19 protein-coding genes are annotated in these 17893 nt (G+C 66.1%); 12 read left to right on the top strand and 7 right to left on the bottom strand.

Annotation, left to right across the window (positions count from 1 at the left end; all coding sequences use genetic code 11):
• Nucleotides 1–37 precede the first annotated feature (37 nt).
• From AB7535_RS19575 to AB7535_RS19565, 3 genes are read left to right on the top strand one after another with little or no spacing between them, the layout of a single operon-like run.
• On the top strand, nt 38–1444 hold the full coding sequence (locus AB7535_RS19575; protein ID WP_085405465.1) for a DegQ family serine endoprotease: 1407 nt from the start codon (nt 38–40) through the stop codon (nt 1442–1444).
• A complete protein-coding gene (locus tag AB7535_RS19570) occupies nt 1441–2778 on the top strand; it encodes a replication-associated recombination protein A (protein ID WP_085405466.1) in 1338 nt (445 codons plus the stop codon). Before AB7535_RS19575 ends, AB7535_RS19570 begins: the two co-directional genes overlap by 4 nt.
• 52 nt (nt 2779–2830) lie before the next feature.
• Entirely contained in the window at nt 2831–4045 is a 1215-nt protein-coding gene (locus AB7535_RS19565; protein ID WP_085405467.1) for an RluA family pseudouridine synthase, read from the top strand.
• A 137-nt stretch (nt 4046–4182) separates the two neighbouring features.
• Here AB7535_RS19565 and AB7535_RS19560 read toward each other — a convergent pair whose 3' ends face one another.
• On the bottom strand, nt 4183–4629 hold the full coding sequence (locus AB7535_RS19560) for a hypothetical protein (RefSeq protein WP_085405468.1): 447 nt from the start codon (nt 4627–4629) through the stop codon (nt 4183–4185).
• Nucleotides 4630–4703: 74 nt separating this feature from the next.
• On the opposite strand from AB7535_RS19560, the gene AB7535_RS19555 reads away from it, so the two are divergent.
• From AB7535_RS19555 to AB7535_RS19535, 5 genes are all read left to right on the top strand, one after another.
• A complete protein-coding gene (locus AB7535_RS19555) occupies nt 4704–5498 on the top strand; it encodes an ATP12 family chaperone protein (protein WP_085405469.1) in 795 nt (264 codons plus the stop codon).
• Nucleotides 5499–5554: 56 nt separating this feature from the next.
• Nucleotides 5555–7147, top strand: a complete 1593-nt coding sequence (fliK, locus tag AB7535_RS19550; RefSeq protein ID WP_085405470.1) for a flagellar hook-length control protein FliK — start codon at nt 5555–5557, stop codon at nt 7145–7147.
• Nucleotides 7144–7407 (top strand): EscU/YscU/HrcU family type III secretion system export apparatus switch protein, encoded by a 264-nt coding sequence (locus tag AB7535_RS19545; RefSeq protein ID WP_028151179.1) that lies wholly within the window; start codon nt 7144–7146, stop codon nt 7405–7407. Before fliK ends, AB7535_RS19545 begins: the two co-directional genes overlap by 4 nt.
• Before the next feature lie 88 nt (nt 7408–7495).
• A complete protein-coding gene (gene blaOXA, locus AB7535_RS19540; RefSeq protein WP_434057414.1) occupies nt 7496–8353 on the top strand; it encodes a class D beta-lactamase in 858 nt (285 codons plus the stop codon).
• A gap of 63 nt (nt 8354–8416) precedes the next feature.
• The gene (locus AB7535_RS19535; protein WP_085405471.1) at nt 8417–9073 is read left to right on the top strand and encodes a carboxymuconolactone decarboxylase family protein; all 657 of its coding nucleotides are present in this window, start codon (nt 8417–8419) and stop codon (nt 9071–9073) included.
• Nucleotides 9074–9211: 138 nt separating this feature from the next.
• Here the strand turns inward: AB7535_RS19535 and AB7535_RS19530 are convergent, their stop codons facing one another.
• The 3 genes from AB7535_RS19530 to AB7535_RS19520 all read right to left on the bottom strand — a co-directional run bounded on the left by AB7535_RS19530 (nt 9212) and on the right by AB7535_RS19520 (nt 11422).
• Nucleotides 9212–10207 carry a dienelactone hydrolase family protein gene (locus tag AB7535_RS19530; protein WP_085405472.1) on the bottom strand — a complete coding sequence of 332 codons (996 nt, stop codon included), beginning with the start codon at nt 10205–10207 and terminating at the stop codon, nt 9212–9214.
• A gap of 73 nt (nt 10208–10280) precedes the next feature.
• The gene (locus AB7535_RS19525) at nt 10281–10874 is read right to left on the bottom strand and encodes a hypothetical protein (protein ID WP_085405577.1); all 594 of its coding nucleotides are present in this window, start codon (nt 10872–10874) and stop codon (nt 10281–10283) included.
• A gap of 143 nt (nt 10875–11017) precedes the next feature.
• Entirely contained in the window at nt 11018–11422 is a 405-nt protein-coding gene (locus AB7535_RS19520; protein ID WP_085405473.1) for a DUF4260 domain-containing protein, read from the bottom strand.
• Between the two features lie 149 nt (nt 11423–11571).
• On the opposite strand from AB7535_RS19520, the gene AB7535_RS19515 reads away from it, so the two are divergent.
• The gene (locus AB7535_RS19515) at nt 11572–13104 is read left to right on the top strand and encodes an acyl-CoA carboxylase subunit beta (protein ID WP_038943754.1); all 1533 of its coding nucleotides are present in this window, start codon (nt 11572–11574) and stop codon (nt 13102–13104) included.
• Between the two features lie 65 nt (nt 13105–13169).
• Nucleotides 13170–13517 (top strand): hypothetical protein, encoded by a 348-nt coding sequence (locus tag AB7535_RS19510; RefSeq protein WP_085405578.1) that lies wholly within the window; start codon nt 13170–13172, stop codon nt 13515–13517.
• A gap of 105 nt (nt 13518–13622) precedes the next feature.
• Here the strand turns inward: AB7535_RS19510 and AB7535_RS19505 are convergent, their stop codons facing one another.
• Both AB7535_RS19505 and AB7535_RS19500 read right to left on the bottom strand, forming a co-directional pair.
• Complete coding sequence (locus tag AB7535_RS19505) at nt 13623–14279, bottom strand: glutathione S-transferase family protein (RefSeq protein WP_354115489.1); 657 nt, start codon at nt 14277–14279, stop codon at nt 13623–13625.
• Nucleotides 14280–14475: 196 nt separating this feature from the next.
• Nucleotides 14476–16434, bottom strand: coding sequence for an alpha/beta hydrolase domain-containing protein (locus AB7535_RS19500; protein WP_085405579.1), 1959 nt, complete (start codon nt 16432–16434; stop codon nt 14476–14478).
• A gap of 107 nt (nt 16435–16541) precedes the next feature.
• Between AB7535_RS19500 and AB7535_RS19495 the strand changes: the two genes are divergently transcribed.
• A complete protein-coding gene (locus AB7535_RS19495; protein WP_085405474.1) occupies nt 16542–16871 on the top strand; it encodes a hypothetical protein in 330 nt (109 codons plus the stop codon).
• 134 nt (nt 16872–17005) lie between these two features.
• Nucleotides 17006–17287, top strand: coding sequence for a hypothetical protein (locus AB7535_RS19490; protein ID WP_028154910.1), 282 nt, complete (start codon nt 17006–17008; stop codon nt 17285–17287).
• Between the two features lie 148 nt (nt 17288–17435).
• Here the strand turns inward: AB7535_RS19490 and AB7535_RS19485 are convergent, their stop codons facing one another.
• Nucleotides 17436–17684, bottom strand: coding sequence for a GCG_CRPN prefix-to-repeats domain-containing protein (locus tag AB7535_RS19485; RefSeq protein ID WP_063982626.1), 249 nt, complete (start codon nt 17682–17684; stop codon nt 17436–17438).
• Nucleotides 17685–17893: the final 209 nt, after the last annotated feature.

Here is a 17893-nt window from a genome sequence, read left to right as displayed (position 1 = left end):
CGCGCCTATATTCCGGCGTCTTTTCCGAGAGGTAGGAATGTTTCGATCGACCCGGACCGCCGTCATCACGGCATTGTGCATAGCGTTTTCAGCCCACCTCAATCCGGCCGCCGCGCAGGACCGTCGTGCACCGTCCTCGCCCGCCGAGCTGCGGCTGTCCTATGCGCCGATCGTGCAGCGGGTGCAGCCAGCCGTCGTCAACGTCTACGCCGCCAAGGTGGTGCAGAACCGCAATCCGCTGCTGGACGACCCGATCTTCCGCCGCTTCTTCGGCGTGCCGGGCCAGCAGCCCGAGCAGATGCAGCGCTCGCTCGGCTCCGGTGTCATCGTCGATGCCTCCGGCCTCGTCGTCACCAACGTCCACGTCATCGAGGGCGCGGACCAGGTGAAAGTATCGCTGTCGGACAAGCGGGAATTCGAGGCCGAGATCCTGCTGAAGGATCCGCGCACCGATCTCGCCGTGCTGCGCCTGAAGGACACCAAGGAAAAGTTTCCGACCCTCGACTTCACCAATTCCGACGAACTGCTGGTTGGCGACGTCGTGCTCGCGATCGGCAATCCCTTCGGCGTCGGCCAGACCGTGACCCACGGCATCATCTCGGCGCTCGCGCGCACCCAGGTCGGCATCACCGACTACCAGTTCTTCATCCAGACCGATGCGGCCATCAATCCCGGCAATTCCGGCGGCGCGCTGGTCGACATGAGCGGAAAGCTCGCCGGCATCAATACCGCGATCTATTCGCGCTCCGGCGGCTCGCAAGGCATCGGCTTTGCGATCCCCGCCAACATGGTGCGCGTCGTCGTGGCCTCCGCCAAGAGCGGCGGCAAGGCGGTGAAGCGGCCGTGGTTAGGGGCAAAATTGCAGGCGGTGACGCCCGAGATCGCCGAGAGCCTCGGCCTGCGTTCGCCGACCGGCGCGCTGGTCGCAAGCGTGGTCTCGACCGGCCCCGCGGCCAAGGCCGGCCTGAAATCCTCCGACCTCATCACCGGGATCGACGGCCAGACCGTGGATGATCCCAACGCCTTCGATTACCGTTTCGCCACGCGTCCGCTCGGCGGCACGGCGCAGATCGACGTGCAGCGCGGCGGCAAGCCGCTCAAGGTCACGATCGCGCTCGAGACCGCACCGGACTCCGGCCGCAACGAACTCGTCGTCACCGCGCGCTCGCCGTTCCAGGGCGCGAAGGTCTCGTCCATCACGCCGGCGGTTGCCGACGAGCTGCATCTGGACGCCGACACCGAAGGCGTCGTGATCACCGATCTCGGCGGCGACAGCGCGGCTGCGAGTGTCGGCTTCCAGAAGGGCGACATCATCCTCGCCGTCAACAACCAGAAGATCGGCAGGACCGCCGACCTCGAAAAGGCGGCGGGCGAACGGCCGCGGATCTGGCGCATCACGCTGGTGCGTGGCGGCCAGCAGATCAACGTCACGCTGGGCGGATGAGCCCGAAGCGACCACAGGAGACGCCAACTCTCTTCGCCGCGGCGGGGCTCGACCACGAGGCTCCGCATCCGCTGCCGGATCGGCTGCGCCCGCGTGCGCTGTCGGAGGTCGTTGGCCAGGACCATATCCTCGGTCCCGACGGTGCGCTGACGCGCATGCTGGAGACGCGCACGCTCGGCTCGCTGGTGTTCTGGGGCCCGCCCGGCACCGGCAAGACCACGGTGGCGCGGCTGCTGGCGGATGCGACCGATCTGCATTTCGAGCAGATCTCCGCGGTGTTCTCCGGCGTCGCCGATCTGAAGAAGGCGTTTGACGCCGCACGCGCCCGCCGTGAGATGGGCAAGGGCACGCTGCTGTTCGTCGACGAGGTGCATCGCTTCAATCGCGCCCAGCAGGATTCGTTTCTGCCGGTGATGGAGGACGGCACCGTCGTGATGGTCGGCGCGACCACCGAAAACCCGTCCTTCGAGCTCAACGCGGCGTTGCTCTCTCGTGCGCGCGTGCTGGTGTTTCGCTCGCTCGATGCCGCCGCGATCGAAAAACTGTTCGCGCATGCCGAAGAGGTCGAAGGCCGCAAGCTGCCGCTCGATGACGAGGCGCGCGCCGTGCTGGTGCGCATGGCCGACGGCGACGGCCGGGCATCGCTGACGCTGGTCGAGGAGGTCTGGCGTTCGGCGCGGGCGGACGAGATTTTCAACGCGGCGCAGGTGCAGGAGATCCTGCAGCGCCGCGCACCGATCTACGACAAGTCGGCCGACGGTCACTACAACCTGATCTCGGCGCTGCATAAGTCGGTGCGGGGCTCCGACCCCGACGCCGCGCTGTATTACCTCGCGCGCATGCTCGATGCCGGCGAGGACCCGCTGTTCCTGGCCCGCCGCGTCGTACGCATGGCGGTCGAGGACATCGGCCTTGCCGATCCGCAGGCGCTCGTCATTGCCAACGCGGCCAAGGACGCCTTCGACTTCCTCGGCCATCCCGAGGGCGAGCTCGCGATCGCGCAAGCCGTCGTCTATCTCGCCACCGCGCCGAAATCGAATGCCGTCTACACGGCTTTCAAGGCCGCGATGCAGGTCGCAAAACAGGCCGGCTCTCTGCTACCGCCAAAGCACATCCTCAATTCCCCGACCAAGCTGATGAAGTCCGAAGGCTACGGCGCGGCCTACGAATACGACCACGACACCCCCGACGCCTTCTCCGGCCAGGACTATTTCCCGGAACTCCTGGGCCGCCAGACCTTCTACGACCCGCCCGAGCGCGGCTTCGAGCGCGAGATCCGCAAACGGCTGGATTACTGGGCGAAGCTCCGGAAGGAGCGGGGAGGCTCTCGCTAGAAACGGCCATTTCGCCGTGACGGCAGCCGGCTTTTAGGGTAGGCAGGCAACCATGAGTCGCCGCATCAAGAGAATGAACCCAAAGCCCCGTTCGCGTGACGAGCGCGACGATTCGCGTCCGTTCAAGGCGCGCACCGCCAAGAAGGCGGGACCGCGTCCGGGTGCCAAGCCGGGTGCGAAGCCGCCGCGCTTTGCGGCGGAGCGTGCCGAGCGGCGGCCGCCCAAGGCTGCGCCCGAAGCGTCTGCGCCGGCAAAGCCCGTCGAGGCGCTGCTGCCGACGAAGGTGCAGACCGTCAAGGTGACGGCTGATGAAAACAACATGCGCGTCGATCGTTTCCTGGAAGCGCGCTTTCCCGGCCTGTCGTTCTCCCACATCCAGCGCGTCGTCCGCAAAGGCGAGTTGCGGGTCGACGGCAAGCGCGTCGACAGCAAGGACCGCCTGGAGGAGGGCCAGAGCGTCCGCATTCCGCCGCTGAAGCTCGACACGCCGAAGGCGGCCAGCCCACTGTCGGAAGCTGCGCAAAAAACGCTTGCCGCGCTGAAGGAGATGACGATCTACGAGGACGACGACGTTCTCGTGCTGAACAAGCCGTTGGGCCTCGCCGTGCAGGGCGGCTCGGGCATGACACGGCACATCGACCAGATGCTGGAGGTGATGCGTGATTCCAAGGGCCAGAAGCCGCGCCTCGTGCACCGCATCGACCGGGAGACCTCGGGCTGCCTGCTGATCGCCAAGACGCGATTTGCCGCCTCGCATCTGACCGGCGCCTTTCGCTCGCGGTCCGCGCGAAAGACCTATTGGGCGCTGGTGCCGGGTCTGCCGAAGCCGAAGCAGGGCCGCATCTCGACCTTCCTCGCGAAGGAAGAGAGCGAGGACGACACCATCATGCGCATCGCCCAGCATGGCGACGAAGGTGCCAGCCACGCGGTGACGTATTATGCGGTGGTAGAGACCGCCGGCAACAAGCTGACCTGGGTGTCGCTCAAGCCCGTGACCGGCCGCACCCATCAGCTGCGCGCCCACATGGAGCATATCGGCCACCCCATCGTCGGCGATCCCAAATATTTCAACATCGAGAACTGGCAGCTGCCGGGCGGCCTGCAAAACCGGTTGCATCTGCTTGCGCGCCGCATCGTCATTCCGCATCCCCGCGGCGGCGTGATCGACGCCACCGCGCCATTGCCGCCGCACATGCAGCAGTCGTGGAATCTGCTCGGGCTCGATGCGAGCCGGTTTGATCCGATCGAGAACGCGCCGGAAGAGTAGGGATTGGGGCCTCGCTACCAGCCCCGTCATTGCGAGGAGCGAAGCGACGAAGCAATCCAGAATGCTTCTGCGGATATAGTCTGGATTGCTTTGCTGCGCTCGCAATGACGGTGTTGAGGCAGTGGCGACTGGCCCCCTCACTTCCGAAACTGCTCCAGAAACATCCGCAGACTGTCATGCGGGCTCTCGACATCGGTGATCAGCCAGCCTTCGGGTCCGTTGACCAGGACGAAGTTCAGCGTGACCTTCCGCCCGCGATTGTCGAAATTCGCCGCGACATAGGTCTTGTCGTATTGCCTGCGAACGACCGCGATCGCGACCGGGCCGAGCTTCCAGTTCGGGCTCTGCACCAGGAAGTCGTAGGGCTCGACCCTCGGCGCGCTCCAGGCCCTGCGCAGGCTGGGGTCGAACAATTGCCGGGCGGAGGCGGCATCGCGCGGCAGGCCTTTTGACAGCTCCGGCGCGCCTTCGCCGTAGTGCGCGTAGACATTGCGGACCAGCGATTCCGGGGTGCGGAAACCGGCGTCCGCCGCGGCCAGCCAGAGCCCGGCGAGCAGGGCCACAATGCCCGCAAGTTCCCTCATGTCTTGCCGCTCGCTTTATCAGCCGCCAGTCTTGGCTTACAAGCCTAGCATTCAGAGACCGGGGCCGAAACGAGATGCGCGAATTGTTCGATGAGGTTGCGGGGCGGTCCCCGCTCGATCCGCAGGAGGCGGTGCGCCAGGCCGCGCGTACGCCGCGGCGCAAGCGCTTCTACAAGGAGGCGGGCGTGGCCGAGGCCGAGGGCGGCTTCGCCATCACGCTGGACGGCAGGCCGATCCGGACGCCATCGGCCCGCCAGGTGGTGATCCCGTCGCGCGCGCTGGCCGATGCCGTGGCCGCGGAATGGGCGGCTCAGGGCGAGACGATCGATCCCGTGACGATGCCGCTGACGCGGATCGCCAACAGCGTCGTCGAGGGTGTCATCGATCGCGTCGAGCTCGTCAGCGACGACCTTGCAAAATACTTCGAGACCGATCTGCTGTTCTATCGCGCCGGCCACCCCGAAGGGCTGGTCGCCCGCGAGGCCACGCATTGGGACCCCGTGCTGTTCTGGGCCGCGGAGACGCTGGGCGCGCATTTCATCCTGTCCGAGGGCATCATGCATGTGAAGCAGCCGGACGAGGCCGTTCAGGCCGCCCGCGCCGCGCTGCCCGGTGATCCCTGGTCGATCGCGGCGCTCCACGTGGTCACGACCCTGACCGGTTCTGCGCTGCTGGCGCTGGCGCTCGCCCATGGCGTGCGCGATGCCGGCCAGGTCTGGGCCGCCGCCCATGTCGACGAGGACTGGAACGCCGAGAAATGGGGCGTGGACGAGGAGGCGGCTGCCCGCCGCGCCGCCCGCCTGAAGGATTTTCAGGCCGCCGTGGCGGTTTTGGCGGCCGTGAAGCCGCAAGCGGACAAAGGTCCTTAACGAGAGGTTTACGACGGGGCCTTAGGGTGGGGCCAGCGTTCCCAGGGCCCCTTCAGATGCCGACGCCGATAAGCTCGATCGTTCCCGTCAGTGCCGCCAGCCCTGTGGCTGATGCGGCGACGCCCGATCTTGTGCTCCAGGCCGGCAGCGTCGTGGACGCAAGGGTCGTCAGCGTGATGGCCGACAATCTGGTGCGGATCGCGATCGCCAATCTGTCGATGGATGTGATGTCCGAGGTGTCGCTGACACCGGGGCAAAATCTCCAGCTCGCAGTGTCGCAGAACGACGGCAACATCAGGCTCGCCATCATGAACGGGGCAGGCGAGGCGACGGCCGATCAGATCACGCTGACGCCGCGGGCGGTGTCACTCGTGGACAGCCCGTCGCTGGCGCCATCTGCGACCACCGCACGCAACACGCTGACGCCGTTGGAGCAGGTCGCCGTCACCGTGGCTTCGGCCGAGGCGGCGACAAAACAGGGCAGTCAGGCGCCGCTGTTCGCCAATCTCGCCTCCGTCGTCACCGGCAGCGATCTGCCGGCCGGACTGAAGCAGGCGGTGCTGGACGTGCTGGCGCAGCAGACGCCGCTCAACACCGCCCTCGACGGCGGTGATATCGAATCCGCCTTCCAGAAGTCCGGCCTGTTTCTCGAGGCGTCATTGGCCGCAGGCGCAACGCCGTCCTCCGGCACAATGCCGGACCTGAAGGCCGCGCTGCTGGTGCTGCGCCAGACATTGGCCACGCTCGAGACCGCCGCGCCACAGGCGCAAGGCGCCGCGATCGCTACGGCGGGGACATCGCAGGTCGCCGCCGTGCCGGCTCAGGCTGCGTCGCCGTCGACCGAGCTCGATATGACCCAACAGCCGCAGATGCCGCGCAGCGCCCATCTCGCGGCCGCTGTGCTCGCCGACATCGCCGGCGGCGCTCCGCAGGCCGCGATGCCGCGAACCATGTCCGCCGGCCTTGCCGCGGCCCTCCTTCAGGAGGTTACGCAAAACCTGCCGCGCCTGATCGGCAACGTGCCCGGCTCCAACAAGGCCGTGCCCGACGGCCATCTCTTCGAGGCCGCGGCGCGCGCGACACCGCCGCCGTTCCGCGGCGCGCTGCCGGCGCCGCAGGGGATCGCCTCTCCATCGCTCGCGCCGGATACGCCGCTCTCCGCAACGGTGCACCGTCTACTCGACGACACCGATGCCGCGATCGCGCGTCAAACGCTGCTCCAGGTCGCTTCGCTGCCTGATCGCACCGATGCCTCCGGCCATCGCATCGACCCGACCGCGCCGCAATGGAATTTCGAGATTCCCTTTGCGACGCCGCAGGGCACCGCGATGGCGCAATTCGAGATCTCGCGCGATGGCGGCAATGAGTCCTCTGATCCCGCCAAGCGCGCCTGGCGCGCGCGCTTCACGCTCAATGTCGAGCCGGCCGGCCCCGTGCATGCGCTGATCACGCTCAACGGCGACAAGACCTTTGTGCGGATGTGGGCGGAGCGGCCCGCGACCGCGCAGCAGCTCCGCGCCGGCATCGGCGAGCTCAATCAGGCCCTGACGCGCGCCGAGCTCAAGCCCGGCGACATCCTGGTGCGCGACGGCACGCCGCCGCAGCCGGCGCCGGCCCGCGCCGGCCACTTCCTGGATCGCGCCACATGAGCGATCCATCCAAGCTCGCAATTGCGCTGCACTACGAGAAGGGCAGCAACGCGCCCGTCGTCGTCGCCAAGGGCAAGGGCACGATCGGCGAAAAGATCGTCGAGATCGCCAAAGCCAACGACATCCCGATCGAGGAGAACGAGATCTTGGCCGGCGCGCTGTCCAAGGTCGAACTCGGCGAGGAGATTCCGCCCGACCTCTACAAGGCCGTCGCCGAAGTGCTGGTGTTCGTGTTGCGGCTGTCGGGCCGGGGGCGGTAGAGCATGATCCGGAAAAGTGTGCAGCGGTTTTCCGACAAGATCATGCTCAACAAATAACCTGTCATCGTTTCACCACGATAGCAGCTGCATGGTCGCGGCCATCTTCATTGCCCAACGGATACCGCTCTTGCTGACCCGCCGCTCCACGCTTGGCCTTCTCGCCGCAGCTGCCACCATGCCGCAGCGTGCGTTCGCGCATGTCGCGCCGCCGCGCAACGAGATCCGCGACAGCCTGGCAAAGCGCTTCACCGATCTCGGCACGGCGGGCACCTTCGTCGGCTACAAGGTCGAGGACTATCTGATCGTCGCCAGCGACAAGGAGCGCTCGGGCGAAGCGAAGCTGCCGGCCTCGACCTTCAAGATCCCGAACTCGCTGATTGCGCTGGAGACCGGCGTGGTCACCGATCCCGACAAGGACGTGTTCCCCTGGGACGGCGTGAAGCGGCCGATCGAGGCCTGGAACAAGGACCACACGATGCGCAGCGCCATCGCGGTCAGCGCCGTGCCGGTCTATCAGGAGATCGCGCGCCGGATCGGGCAAGAGCGGATGCAAAAGTATGTCGACATGTTCGACTACGGCAATCGCGATATCGGCGGCGGCATCGACCAGTTCTGGCTCACCGGCAATTTGCGCATCGACCCGGTCGAGCAGATCGATTTCGTCGATCGGCTGCGCCGCCGCGCGCTGCCGATCAGCAAGCGCAGCCAGGACCTCGTCGCCGACATCCTGCCGGTGACCAAGGTCGGCGACAGCGTCATCCGCGCCAAATCCGGCTTGCTCGGCGCCGAGCGCGGCGAGCCGTCGCTTGGCTGGATGGTCGGCTGGGCCGAGAAGGGCGAGGCGCACACCGTGTTCGCGCTCAACATGGACTGCAAGGAGCCGCGTCTCGTCGGCGAGCGCATGCCGTTGACGCAAGCCTGCCTTGCCGAGATCGGCGCGATCTAGCTGGCGCGTACGAACCTGCTAGCATCCTTCCGACCAAACAAAAGAAAAGGTCGGGAGGATAAAATGAAGTCAACGCCACTCTGGCTGTCGTCGCTCACGTTGGCCGCCGCCGGCGGCTGGCTCGCAGCCACGATGTTTGCCGCACCCGCCACCAGCAAGGAGCCGCGCTTTCCGCAGCTCACCATGGACCAGCTCGACGCCAAGCAGAAGCCGCTCGGCGAGCAGATCATGAAGGTGTCGAGCGTCGGCATCGGCGGGCCCTACAATCCGATGATCCGCAGCCCGGCGCTCGGCCAGCGACTGTTCGACCTGTTCTACTATCTGCGCTGGGAGACCTCGGTCCCGACCAAGCTGAATGAGTTCGCGATCCTGATCATCGGGCGGCAGTGGCGCTCGCAGGTGGAATGGTTCGCGCATGCGCCGCTGGCGGCCAAGGCCGGCCTGTCGGCGGATATCATCGCGGAGCTGAAGGCCAACAAGCGGCCGTCGAAAATGGCCGATGACGAGGCCGTGGTCTACGACTTCGTCACCGAGATCACGACGACCAAGAAAGTTTCTGACGAGACCTACACGCGGGCGAAGAAGGTGTTCAACGATCAGCAGATCGTCGATCTCACCGCGGTTGCCGGCAATTACGTGATGGTCGCGATGCTGCTGGCCATGGCGGAAGAGACGGTGCCGCCGGACAAGCAGGAGCCGTTCAAGCCGGGCGAGCCGTAGGAGGCGCGAGGAGCCCGCGACAAAATTGCGATGCCGTAGGGTGGGCAAAGGCGCATAGCGCCGTGCCCACCATCATCTAGTTGGTGGGCACGCTTTCGCTTTGCCCACCCTACGGCAGCGCGTGCGGGGCGGACAGTCTCACCCCAACTTGAACAGCGCCTGCAAAAACTCCACCACCGCCTTGCGCGACTCGGCGGCGGTTGTGGGGTTGCCGCCGACATGTGGGTTGAGCTCGACGCAGGAATCCTTGTAGGTGAACGGCGCGTTGGTATCGCCGTTCATCAGCACGCCGCCGTCGCCTTCCTTGATACGGCAGTTGCGCACGGTCTGCGCGTTGGCCGACACCGCAACGGCGCTGACGCCGAGCAGGCCGCTGTCGAAGCCGTGCGCGCTGTCGGGGTATTCGGTCAGCACCACATCGCGCCCGGCCGTCTTGAGCCGTCCGACGAACGCCTTGCAGCTCGTCACGGGATTGTAGTCGTCGGGCGTGCCATGGAAGATGCGGATCGGGCGTGCGGCGACGTCGCCGTCGCTTTGATACGTCGTCGAGCAATCCGGATAGAAGGGAATGTAAGCCGCGAACTGCACGCCGGACTTGTTCCAGAGCTTGTTGAAGCGATCGAGGCTCGCATAGAGCGTCGCCTGTCCGCCGCGCGAGAAGCCCATCAGCACGATGCGGTCAGGATCGACGCGGGGATGCTTCGCAAGAATCTCCAGTGAGCGGTAGATGTCGACGATCAGGTTGAGCCGGCCGAGCAGGGCCTGGTTCGGCCCCACCACCGTCAGCCCGCGGCCGGTAAAACCGTCGATCACGAAGGTCGAGATGCCCATGGCGTTGAAAGCGTGCACCCAGGCCTCGGTCGTGGCGCCGACGCCGCTCGAGCCGTGCATCAGCACCACGACGGGAAGCTTGCCGGTGCCCTGGGCGACGCGGAATTCGCCGGCGACCGTCACCGGCTTGCCGGCCGCCGCATCGCCGCTGAGGAATTGCTGGTCGGAGAGGGTGAGCGAGGGGATCGGATAGATCTCGGCGCGAGTGGCGACTTCCTTCGGCAGGGATTGCGCGTTGGCGCCAATGCCGGCGAGCAGTGTTGAAATGCAGAGCGCCATAGCGACGCGGAATGCCGTCGGCATCGTGATCCTCCCCCATGATTTTCATGGAGTAGAACAACGGACCTGCGCACTGTCAATTTGATGCGCGACGACCTCAGGTCTTATCCGCCTTCTTCGCCATCAGCGCCTGGTCGATCGCAAAGCCGCCGATCTCGCTCATCGCTTCCGAGATCACGTCGCCCTTGCGGGCAAAGCCGGCGGAGAGGACATCGAACTGCACCCGTGCCAGACGCAGCACCTCGAGCGGCACCGAGACCGCGGTGTCGTTGAAGCTGTCGACGGAGGCGCGCAAGCCGTCGAGCTCGGTGGTGAGCTTGCCGATATGGCTTTCCGCATCCTGCATCAGGCCGAGCAGCTTGCCGCGTTCGGCGTCGAACGCGGCGCGCTCGGCTGCCGCGGCCGCGGTCACCTCGGCGAGCTGGGTCCCCAGCGCCGCGATCTGGCTGACCATGGTGCTTGAGGCGAGCGCGGTCGTCTCGCGCAGCTCTACAAGGCGCTTGGTCTCTTCCTGTTGCTCGTGAAACAGCCGTTCGGCGGACATCGCCCGTTGCTTGAGCGATTCGATCAGCGCGGCCGCGCGCAGCAGCATCTCGCCGTTGCGCCCCGACACCATGCTGGCCATCCGCCGCAGGAAGTCGGTGGTTTCGGACGGGCTGTTCGGCGGCAGGGGGACGACCGTGGCGGACATGGGTGATGCTTGCAGCCAGACGTGGTGACCGCCGCCGTACCGACTGAGCTCACGCAACATTCGGCGCCTGATCGTGAAGGGAGCAAGCCTGAATCGGCCGGCCCGGTCAACCGGTGGGGGCCGACAAAACGACGGCAATCCCCTCAGGCGTCTTTCTGGCGGCCGATCCGCCCGAGATGGGTGAAGCCGAACCCGGCCGAATATTTCAGGCCGTAGCCGAGCGCCCGGTCGATGCCGATATGGGCGAGCCAGATCATGGCGATGGACAGCGTGAGCGGCGAGGCGAAGCCGAAGCCCAGCGTCAGCAGCGCCACCGGCGCCATGTAGCTGTGGGCGGCATTGTAGACCAGCGCCCCGAATCTGGCGTCGGCGAGGTACGCCAGGAAGCTCAGATCGGGGACGAAGAAGAGCAGGGCGAACACCAGCCACGAGCCGCCCCAGGAGGCGTAGAGCATCACCATCCCCGTGAACAGGGTCAGGCCTTCCAGCCGCAGCAGGATCTTGACGCCGCCGGTCGCCGCGCCCGTCTCGGCCGTTACCTCATCCATTGTCGTCTCCCAGGCAAAACTCTGTAATTCCTTGCGCTTTCCCGCTGCGGCAAGGCAGCCCTGCGGCGCCGAAAGCGGCTTCCCGGCCCGCAAAATGCCGTGTTAGAACCCCCGGCAATCGCATTTAGGCTAAGAACTGGCGGGAGCAAATGAAGAATATCCTGGACGCCCTTGAAGATCGTCGCGCCGGCGCAAAGCTCGGCGGCGGGGAGAAGCGCATCGAGGCGCAGCACGCCCGCGGCAAGCTGACCGCGCGCGAGCGCATCGAGCTCCTGCTCGACAAGGGATCGTTCGAGGAGTTCGACATGTTCGTCGAGCACCGCTCCACCGAGTTCGGCATGGAGAAGAACAAGATCCCCGGCGATGGCGTCGTCACCGGCTGGGGCACTGTCAACGGCCGCAAGACGTTTGTCTTCGCGAAAGACTTCACGGTGTTCGGCGGCTCGCTCTCCGAAACGCACGCGCTGAAGATCACAAAACTTCAGGACATGGCGATGAAGGCGCGGGCGCCCATCATCGGCCTCTATGACGCGGGCGGCGCCCGCATCCAGGAGGGCGTCGCCGCGCTCGCCGGCTATTCCTATGTGTTCCGCCGCAACGTGCTCGCCTCGGGCGTGATCCCGCAGATCTCCGTCATCATGGGGCCCTGCGCCGGCGGCGACGTATATTCGCCTGCCATGACCGACTTCATCTTCATGGTGAAGAACACCAGCTACATGTTCGTCACCGGCCCCGACGTGGTGAAGACCGTCACCAACGAGGTCGTCACGGCCGAAGAGCTCGGCGGTGCCTCGGTGCACGCCACGCGCTCCTCGATCGCCGACGGCGCCTTCGAGAACGACGTCGAGACGCTCTTGCAGATGCGGCGCCTGATCGACTTCCTGCCGTCCAACAACACCGACGGCGTGCCGGAATGGCCGAGCTTTGACGACATCGGCCGGGTCGACATGTCCTTGGACACGCTGATCCCCGACAATCCGAACAAGCCATATGACATGAAGGAGCTGATCCTGAAGGTCGTGGACGAGGGCGATTTCTTCGAGATCGCAGATGCCTTCGCCAAGAACATCGTCACCGGCTTTGGCCGCATCGCCGGCCGCACCGTCGGCTTCGTCGCCAACCAGCCGATGGTGCTGGCCGGCGTGCTCGACTCCGACGCCTCGCGCAAGGCCGCGCGCTTCGTCCGTTTCTGCGACGCCTTCAACATCCCGATCGTCACCTTCGTCGACGTGCCGGGCTTCCTGCCGGGCACCGCGCAGGAATATGGCGGCCTGATCAAGCACGGCGCAAAACTGCTGTTCGCGTATTCGCAGTGCACGGTGCCGCTGGTCACCATCATCACCCGCAAGGCCTATGGCGGCGCCTTCGACGTCATGGCCTCCAAGGAAATCGGCGCCGACATGAACTACGCCTGGCCGACCGCCCAGATCGCCGTGATGGGCGCCAAGGGCGCGGTCGAGATCATCTTCCGCGCTGACATCGGCGACCCCGACAAGATCGCGGCGCGCACCAAGGAATACGAAGACCGCTTCCTGTCCCCCTTCATCGCCGCCGAGCGTGGCTACATCGACGACGTCATCATGCCGCACTCGACGCGCAAGCGGATCGCCCGGGCGCTGGCGATGCTGAAGGACAAGAAGGTGGAGACGCCGGCGAAGAAGCACGACAATTTGCCGTTGTGAGGCCTCGTAGCCCGGATGGAGCGTAGCGAAATCCGGGTTTTTAACCCAAGTGCCGCATGTCGCTGATGACCGAAGACGATCCGACCGACGAGATTTCAGACATTGAGGCGCGGATCGAGCGGCTGGCCGAGATCGCCGAGCGATGCCGGAAGTACATTCTAGCATCCAAAATCGCGATTGGCGGCGGCGGCGCGCTGTTGTTGATCACGATCCTTGGGTTGTTCGGGACAGGTCTGACCGCGGCGCTCGGATCGATCGCCCTGGTGCTGGGTGGGATTGTGTCGCTCGGTTCGAACATCAGCACGCTGCAGCAAACCGAGAGCGCCATCGGTGCTGCGGAGGCGCTTCGCGCGCAACTGATCGGCAGGATCGACCTTCGCGTGGTTGAGGACACGCCGCTGAAATTGGTGTGAGGCGAAATTCGTAGGGTGGGTTAGCCCCGCGACTGCGCGAAGCGCAGTTCGCGCGGCGTAACCCACCATCCTTGTTGAAGCATGCGCTGGCGGATTGCGCTTGCGCTAATCCGCCCTACGTTTGGCATCCGCCGCAGCGAAATGCGTCATCTGATCGGCGTGGGCTTTTGCGAACGCCGGACGGCCCGTGGCGCGTGCGACGTAGTCGCGGCAGGCAGGACTGTCCGCCAGGCCGTCGAACTTGTCGACGACGCGCAGCACGTCCGACATCAGGATGTCGGCGACGGAGAAAGACCCCGCCAGCCATTCGCGGCCGGCCAGCACCGTCTCCATGTGCTTGAGCCTGAGTTTTAGGAAGTCGTCGACGAACTTCACGGCAGGTGAGCCATCGTCGCTGCCGGTGAACTTGAACATCGTCCAGGGCAGGGCAGGCATCTCCACCGAATTGAGCGCCGCGAACACCCACTCCTTTGCCTCGCTGCGACCGCGCGGATCGGTGGGCATCAGCCTGTCGCTGAGTTCGCCCAGATGCAGCAGGATCGCGCCGCTCTCGAAGATCGAGAGGTCGCCGTCGGTCAGCCACGGCACCTGGCCGAACGGCTGGTGCGCGAAATGCGCGGCGTCCCGCGGGCCAAACGGCACGCTCGCGACGCGGTAGGGCAGCGCGGCTTCTTCCAGCGCCCAGCGCACACGAAGGTCGCGCACGAAACCCCGCGGCATCTCGGGAACCCAATCGAAGGTGGTGAGGGTGAGGTTGGCCATGCGGTGTCTCCGTGCTGTCTGGGCATAGGACGGATGAAGGACGCGCGTTCCGACAGGCGCGGACGGTTTTTCTCCGCGGGCAGGGACCGTAGGGTGGGCAAAGGCGCACTTGCGCCGTGCCCACCATCTTTTGGCCGACGACAGAAGTGGTGGGCGCGCTCCGCTTTGCCCACCCTACGGGGCCACTGGGCTTCGCTCACTGCCCAAGCTTCGCCAACTTGCCTTGCTTCGCGGCGTCGACCGCGCGCTCTGCATCTTCCGGCAGCAGGGTCCGCTCCGCCACCTGCCGCGCCGCCTCGCGGCGGACCGCCGCCACATACGCCCCATCATCTGCATATCGCTCCGCGATCGACAGCCTGGGATCGTGCACTTCCTTCCGCGCGGCCTCGGTCGGTGCGAATGGCACCACCGCGCCTTGCAGCGGATAGAGCGCCGTCGGGCCAAATCCTTGCGCGCGCGGATTCCATGCGGTGTAGGTCGCGCGTGGCACCGCGAGCGCAAGCTGGCGGATACCTGCGATGGCCATGCCGTCATTGTCCGCCTTCGGCACGAACACGGGATAGCGGCCGATCTCCTTGGGCGGCAGCACGCTCTGGTCGGAGAAGGCGGCGAGCGTGTGGATGCCGGCATAGGGCAGGCCGGGGATATCCATCGGCACCGCGCCTTGCGCCGGCACCAGCGTGCCGTGGGCGCGCATGGGGACGCGGCTTGCGGGCGGCTTGATGCCGTCGCTGATCCAGGCGTTGAGGTCGGTGAGCAGCGCGCGCATCGGCCCGCCCGCATGCATCGGGTTCTGCGGCAGCGACATCGCCGGCACGCCCTTGCGCATCACGTCGGCGGCTTCTGCGAAATGCGGCGTGCCTGCGATCATGTAAGCGCGGACGTTGTCGGGGAGGTCGAGGTGGTTGCCGGCGAGGTCGGTGACCAGCAACGAGGCGTGCGAGGCCCACCATTCGTGCTCGCTGTCGGTCTGCATCATCTTCGGACACGTCGCCGAGAGCGCGCAACGGCGGAGCAGGCCGTCGGTCTTGCCGGAATAGGGATCGCTGAGGCTCGCATAAGTGAAGGGGAAGAGATCGGCCTGCCACGCCGGATCCTGCGGATGGCGCGGGTTGCGGCCGGGCTGGCCGAAGCGGACGTTTGTCGCCATCCGCCGCGTGCCCGCGACATGCGGCATCAATCCGTCGAACACCGTGCGCCCCTGGAGATCCTCGTTGAAGCCGAGATAGAGGAAGTCGCGCAGGAAGCGGCCGGATTGCGACACGCCGAAGCCGATGGCGCGGCTGACGGAGGGATGCAGGCCGTTCAGCAGCGGGTTCGCCTGCGTCTCGTCGTGGCGGAGAAAGCTGACGACGTCGCGCACGGCGGCATAGCCCATGCCGAGCGGGACAGGATCGCGCGCGGTGTAGGTGATCTCGTAGAGCGCGCCGGCATCAAAACCGTCGGGCCGGGTGATCTCCACCGTCACGGGATCGACGAGCTTTGCGAGGAGGCCAGAAGGCGACTGCCGCGGATCGGCCCAGGCGGCGCGCACGGAGACCTTGAGGTCGGCGGCGTCGGTCGCCGGCCAGGTCAGCGTCGCACGCGCGGGATTGGTCGTGTTGTCGAAGACCACCTCTTCGCGCGCGGGCCCGGTGATGGTCTTCAGCACCGGCGCCGTCATCGCCATCTGGCCGGGCTTGGAGGGGATGTCGCCCTGCCAGCCGACCCAGACCATCGTAAAGCCTTGGCGATGCAGGAAGCCGATGCCGGCGTCCTCGGCCTTGTCGGCATTGTTGGCGCCGGGCTGGGCGGAATCGTCGAACAATTGCGGTGCCAGCTTGCGGCCGCGATTGGGCACCTCGAGCAGCAGTGTGCCGTTGCCGTGGGTGGGATCGGTGGGCCGCAGGATCACGACGTCGGCGGTGGCTGCCACCTTGCCGTCGGAGCTACGCGGCGCGAGCGCGAGGTCGGTGATGACAGCGTTGCGATCGTCCGACGGGTTGAGCGCGAAGGTCGCGCGCGCGGTGATGCGCTCATAGGTGCCGACATCGCCAAAGCTGCGTCCGGCAAAGGCGGGCTCGCGCGCGAGGATGTCGAAGCGGACGATTTCGGCGAGCGAGACCGTGGGCCACAGGCACGTGATCGCAACGAGGCCCGTGATGATCCTGCGCATGGCCATTCCTTCCCCCATCGGCGCGATCCGAATGTTCCGTCGCGCGGGCTTTTTTGTTGCCGCGACTATAACCGTCTATGCTGCGGCCAAACAACGGGAGGAAACACATGCCTGCTGCCTACTCCGTCGTCCGTGCCACCGTCACCGACGCCAGCAAGCGCGCCGCCTTCGACACATGGTACGAGACGGAACATGTGCCGGACGCGGTGAAGGCGTTCGGCGTGAACAAGGCCTGGCGGTTCTGGAGCCTCGACGATCCCTCGCTGCATCAGGCCATGTATCAGTTCGATGACGAGGCCAGGCTGGCTGCGATGCTCAGGGGCGATGCGTTGAAGCAGCTCGTCGCCGATTTCAATCGCGACTGGCCGGACGTGAAGCGCACGCGCGAGACGCTGGTGCTGGCGCAGGAGTTTGCGAAGCAGGACGCCGGAGCGTAGCTCGCACCGAGTCCCGCAGCTCGTTCGTCCCTGACACCCATGTCATGAACCTGAAGATGCGATTCAGCTTCCGTTCATGTCGTGATCGCGACACTCCCTCTGCATCACTTGCTCGATAGCCTAGAGGACATGTCATGGAGCGTCGGAACTTTTTGAAACTTGCATTCGGCGTCGCGGCTGGAGCCGCGACGTTGACCGCGACCGCACAAGCTGCGCCGTTGGCGCCGCAGCCGCTTGGTGATCCCGCGCGCGCGCCGCAAGGCAATCCCGACGCTCGTCCCGCCGTCACCACCAGTGAGGAGACCGCGCAGCTCAAGCCCGAGCAGGTGCATTGGCATGGCCACCACCGCCATTGGGGCTGGCGCCGCCGCCACTGGGGTTGGCATCGCCGGCGCTGGCACCGCCACCACTGGTAAGCTCGGCACAAGCCAGGCCTTGAACGGGGATCGCGATTGCGGTCCCCGTTTTTATTCGGAGCCGGCGGATGCGACGCCAGGCGTTCAAAACGAAAATGGCCGCGCAGGCTTTCGCCGCACGGCCATCTCGCGATACGAAAAGGTCAGATCAGATCGGGCGGCAGCGGCCACCCCACCAACGGAAGCCGTACGGGCAGACGCGGGCGCGGGGCACGACGACGACCGGCGGGGCAACCACCACCGGGCCGGGCCGCACAACGACCGCACCGCGCATCGGGCGGCAGCCGCCATAGGCGCCGCGGTACCAGCCGGGGCCGCAGCCACCGGCGGCGCTGGCCGCTTCGCTGAAACCGACGACCGCGCTGGCGAGCATGACGGCGGCAAACAGGTATTTCATGTGATCTTCCTCTTGTCCTTGGGCAGGTTTTTGGGGCGCTTGCGGCGCACAATGAATCAAAAGACACGATTCGACACGTTAAATTTGGGGACGTGCCGACACGTCGCGATCCAAACCTGCCAATCATGACCTGAATGCGGCATGAACATTCTCCGCATGCGGCTTCCGGCGACAGCGATGGCGATGGCGCGCCGTCCCGATGGAATCGG

Origin of the sequence: Bradyrhizobium sp. 956_D2_N1_4, from assembly GCF_052076025.1 — a bacterium.
Taxonomy (GTDB): Bacteria; Pseudomonadota; Alphaproteobacteria; order Rhizobiales; family Xanthobacteraceae; genus Bradyrhizobium; species Bradyrhizobium barranii.
The sequence above is the reverse complement of the archived record's forward strand: the minus strand, read 5'-3'. Positions and strand labels throughout refer to the sequence as shown.

Coding starts and splice junctions, on each gene's coding strand:
- fliK (WP_085405470.1), top strand. CDS start 5,555: ATGCCGACGCCGATAAGCTCGATCGTTCCCGTCAGTGCCGCCAGCCCT.
- AB7535_RS19520 (WP_085405473.1), bottom strand. CDS start 11,422: ATGGATGAGGTAACGGCCGAGACGGGCGCGGCGACCGGCGGCGTCAAG.
- AB7535_RS19535 (WP_085405471.1), top strand. CDS start 8,417: ATGAAGTCAACGCCACTCTGGCTGTCGTCGCTCACGTTGGCCGCCGCC.
- AB7535_RS19570 (WP_085405466.1), top strand. CDS start 1,441: ATGAGCCCGAAGCGACCACAGGAGACGCCAACTCTCTTCGCCGCGGCG.
- AB7535_RS19575 (WP_085405465.1), top strand. CDS start 38: ATGTTTCGATCGACCCGGACCGCCGTCATCACGGCATTGTGCATAGCG.
- AB7535_RS19560 (WP_085405468.1), bottom strand. CDS start 4,629: ATGAGGGAACTTGCGGGCATTGTGGCCCTGCTCGCCGGGCTCTGGCTG.
- AB7535_RS19495 (WP_085405474.1), top strand. CDS start 16,542: ATGCCTGCTGCCTACTCCGTCGTCCGTGCCACCGTCACCGACGCCAGC.
- AB7535_RS19555 (WP_085405469.1), top strand. CDS start 4,704: ATGCGCGAATTGTTCGATGAGGTTGCGGGGCGGTCCCCGCTCGATCCG.
- AB7535_RS19510 (WP_085405578.1), top strand. CDS start 13,170: ATGACCGAAGACGATCCGACCGACGAGATTTCAGACATTGAGGCGCGG.
- AB7535_RS19485 (WP_063982626.1), bottom strand. CDS start 17,684: ATGAAATACCTGTTTGCCGCCGTCATGCTCGCCAGCGCGGTCGTCGGT.
- blaOXA (WP_434057414.1), top strand. CDS start 7,496: ATGGTCGCGGCCATCTTCATTGCCCAACGGATACCGCTCTTGCTGACC.
- AB7535_RS19545 (WP_028151179.1), top strand. CDS start 7,144: ATGAGCGATCCATCCAAGCTCGCAATTGCGCTGCACTACGAGAAGGGC.
- AB7535_RS19525 (WP_085405577.1), bottom strand. CDS start 10,874: ATGTCCGCCACGGTCGTCCCCCTGCCGCCGAACAGCCCGTCCGAAACC.
- AB7535_RS19505 (WP_354115489.1), bottom strand. CDS start 14,279: ATGGCCAACCTCACCCTCACCACCTTCGATTGGGTTCCCGAGATGCCG.
- AB7535_RS19515 (WP_038943754.1), top strand. CDS start 11,572: ATGAAGAATATCCTGGACGCCCTTGAAGATCGTCGCGCCGGCGCAAAG.
- AB7535_RS19490 (WP_028154910.1), top strand. CDS start 17,006: ATGGAGCGTCGGAACTTTTTGAAACTTGCATTCGGCGTCGCGGCTGGA.
- AB7535_RS19565 (WP_085405467.1), top strand. CDS start 2,831: ATGAGTCGCCGCATCAAGAGAATGAACCCAAAGCCCCGTTCGCGTGAC.
- AB7535_RS19530 (WP_085405472.1), bottom strand. CDS start 10,207: ATGCCGACGGCATTCCGCGTCGCTATGGCGCTCTGCATTTCAACACTG.
- AB7535_RS19500 (WP_085405579.1), bottom strand. CDS start 16,434: ATGCGCAGGATCATCACGGGCCTCGTTGCGATCACGTGCCTGTGGCCC.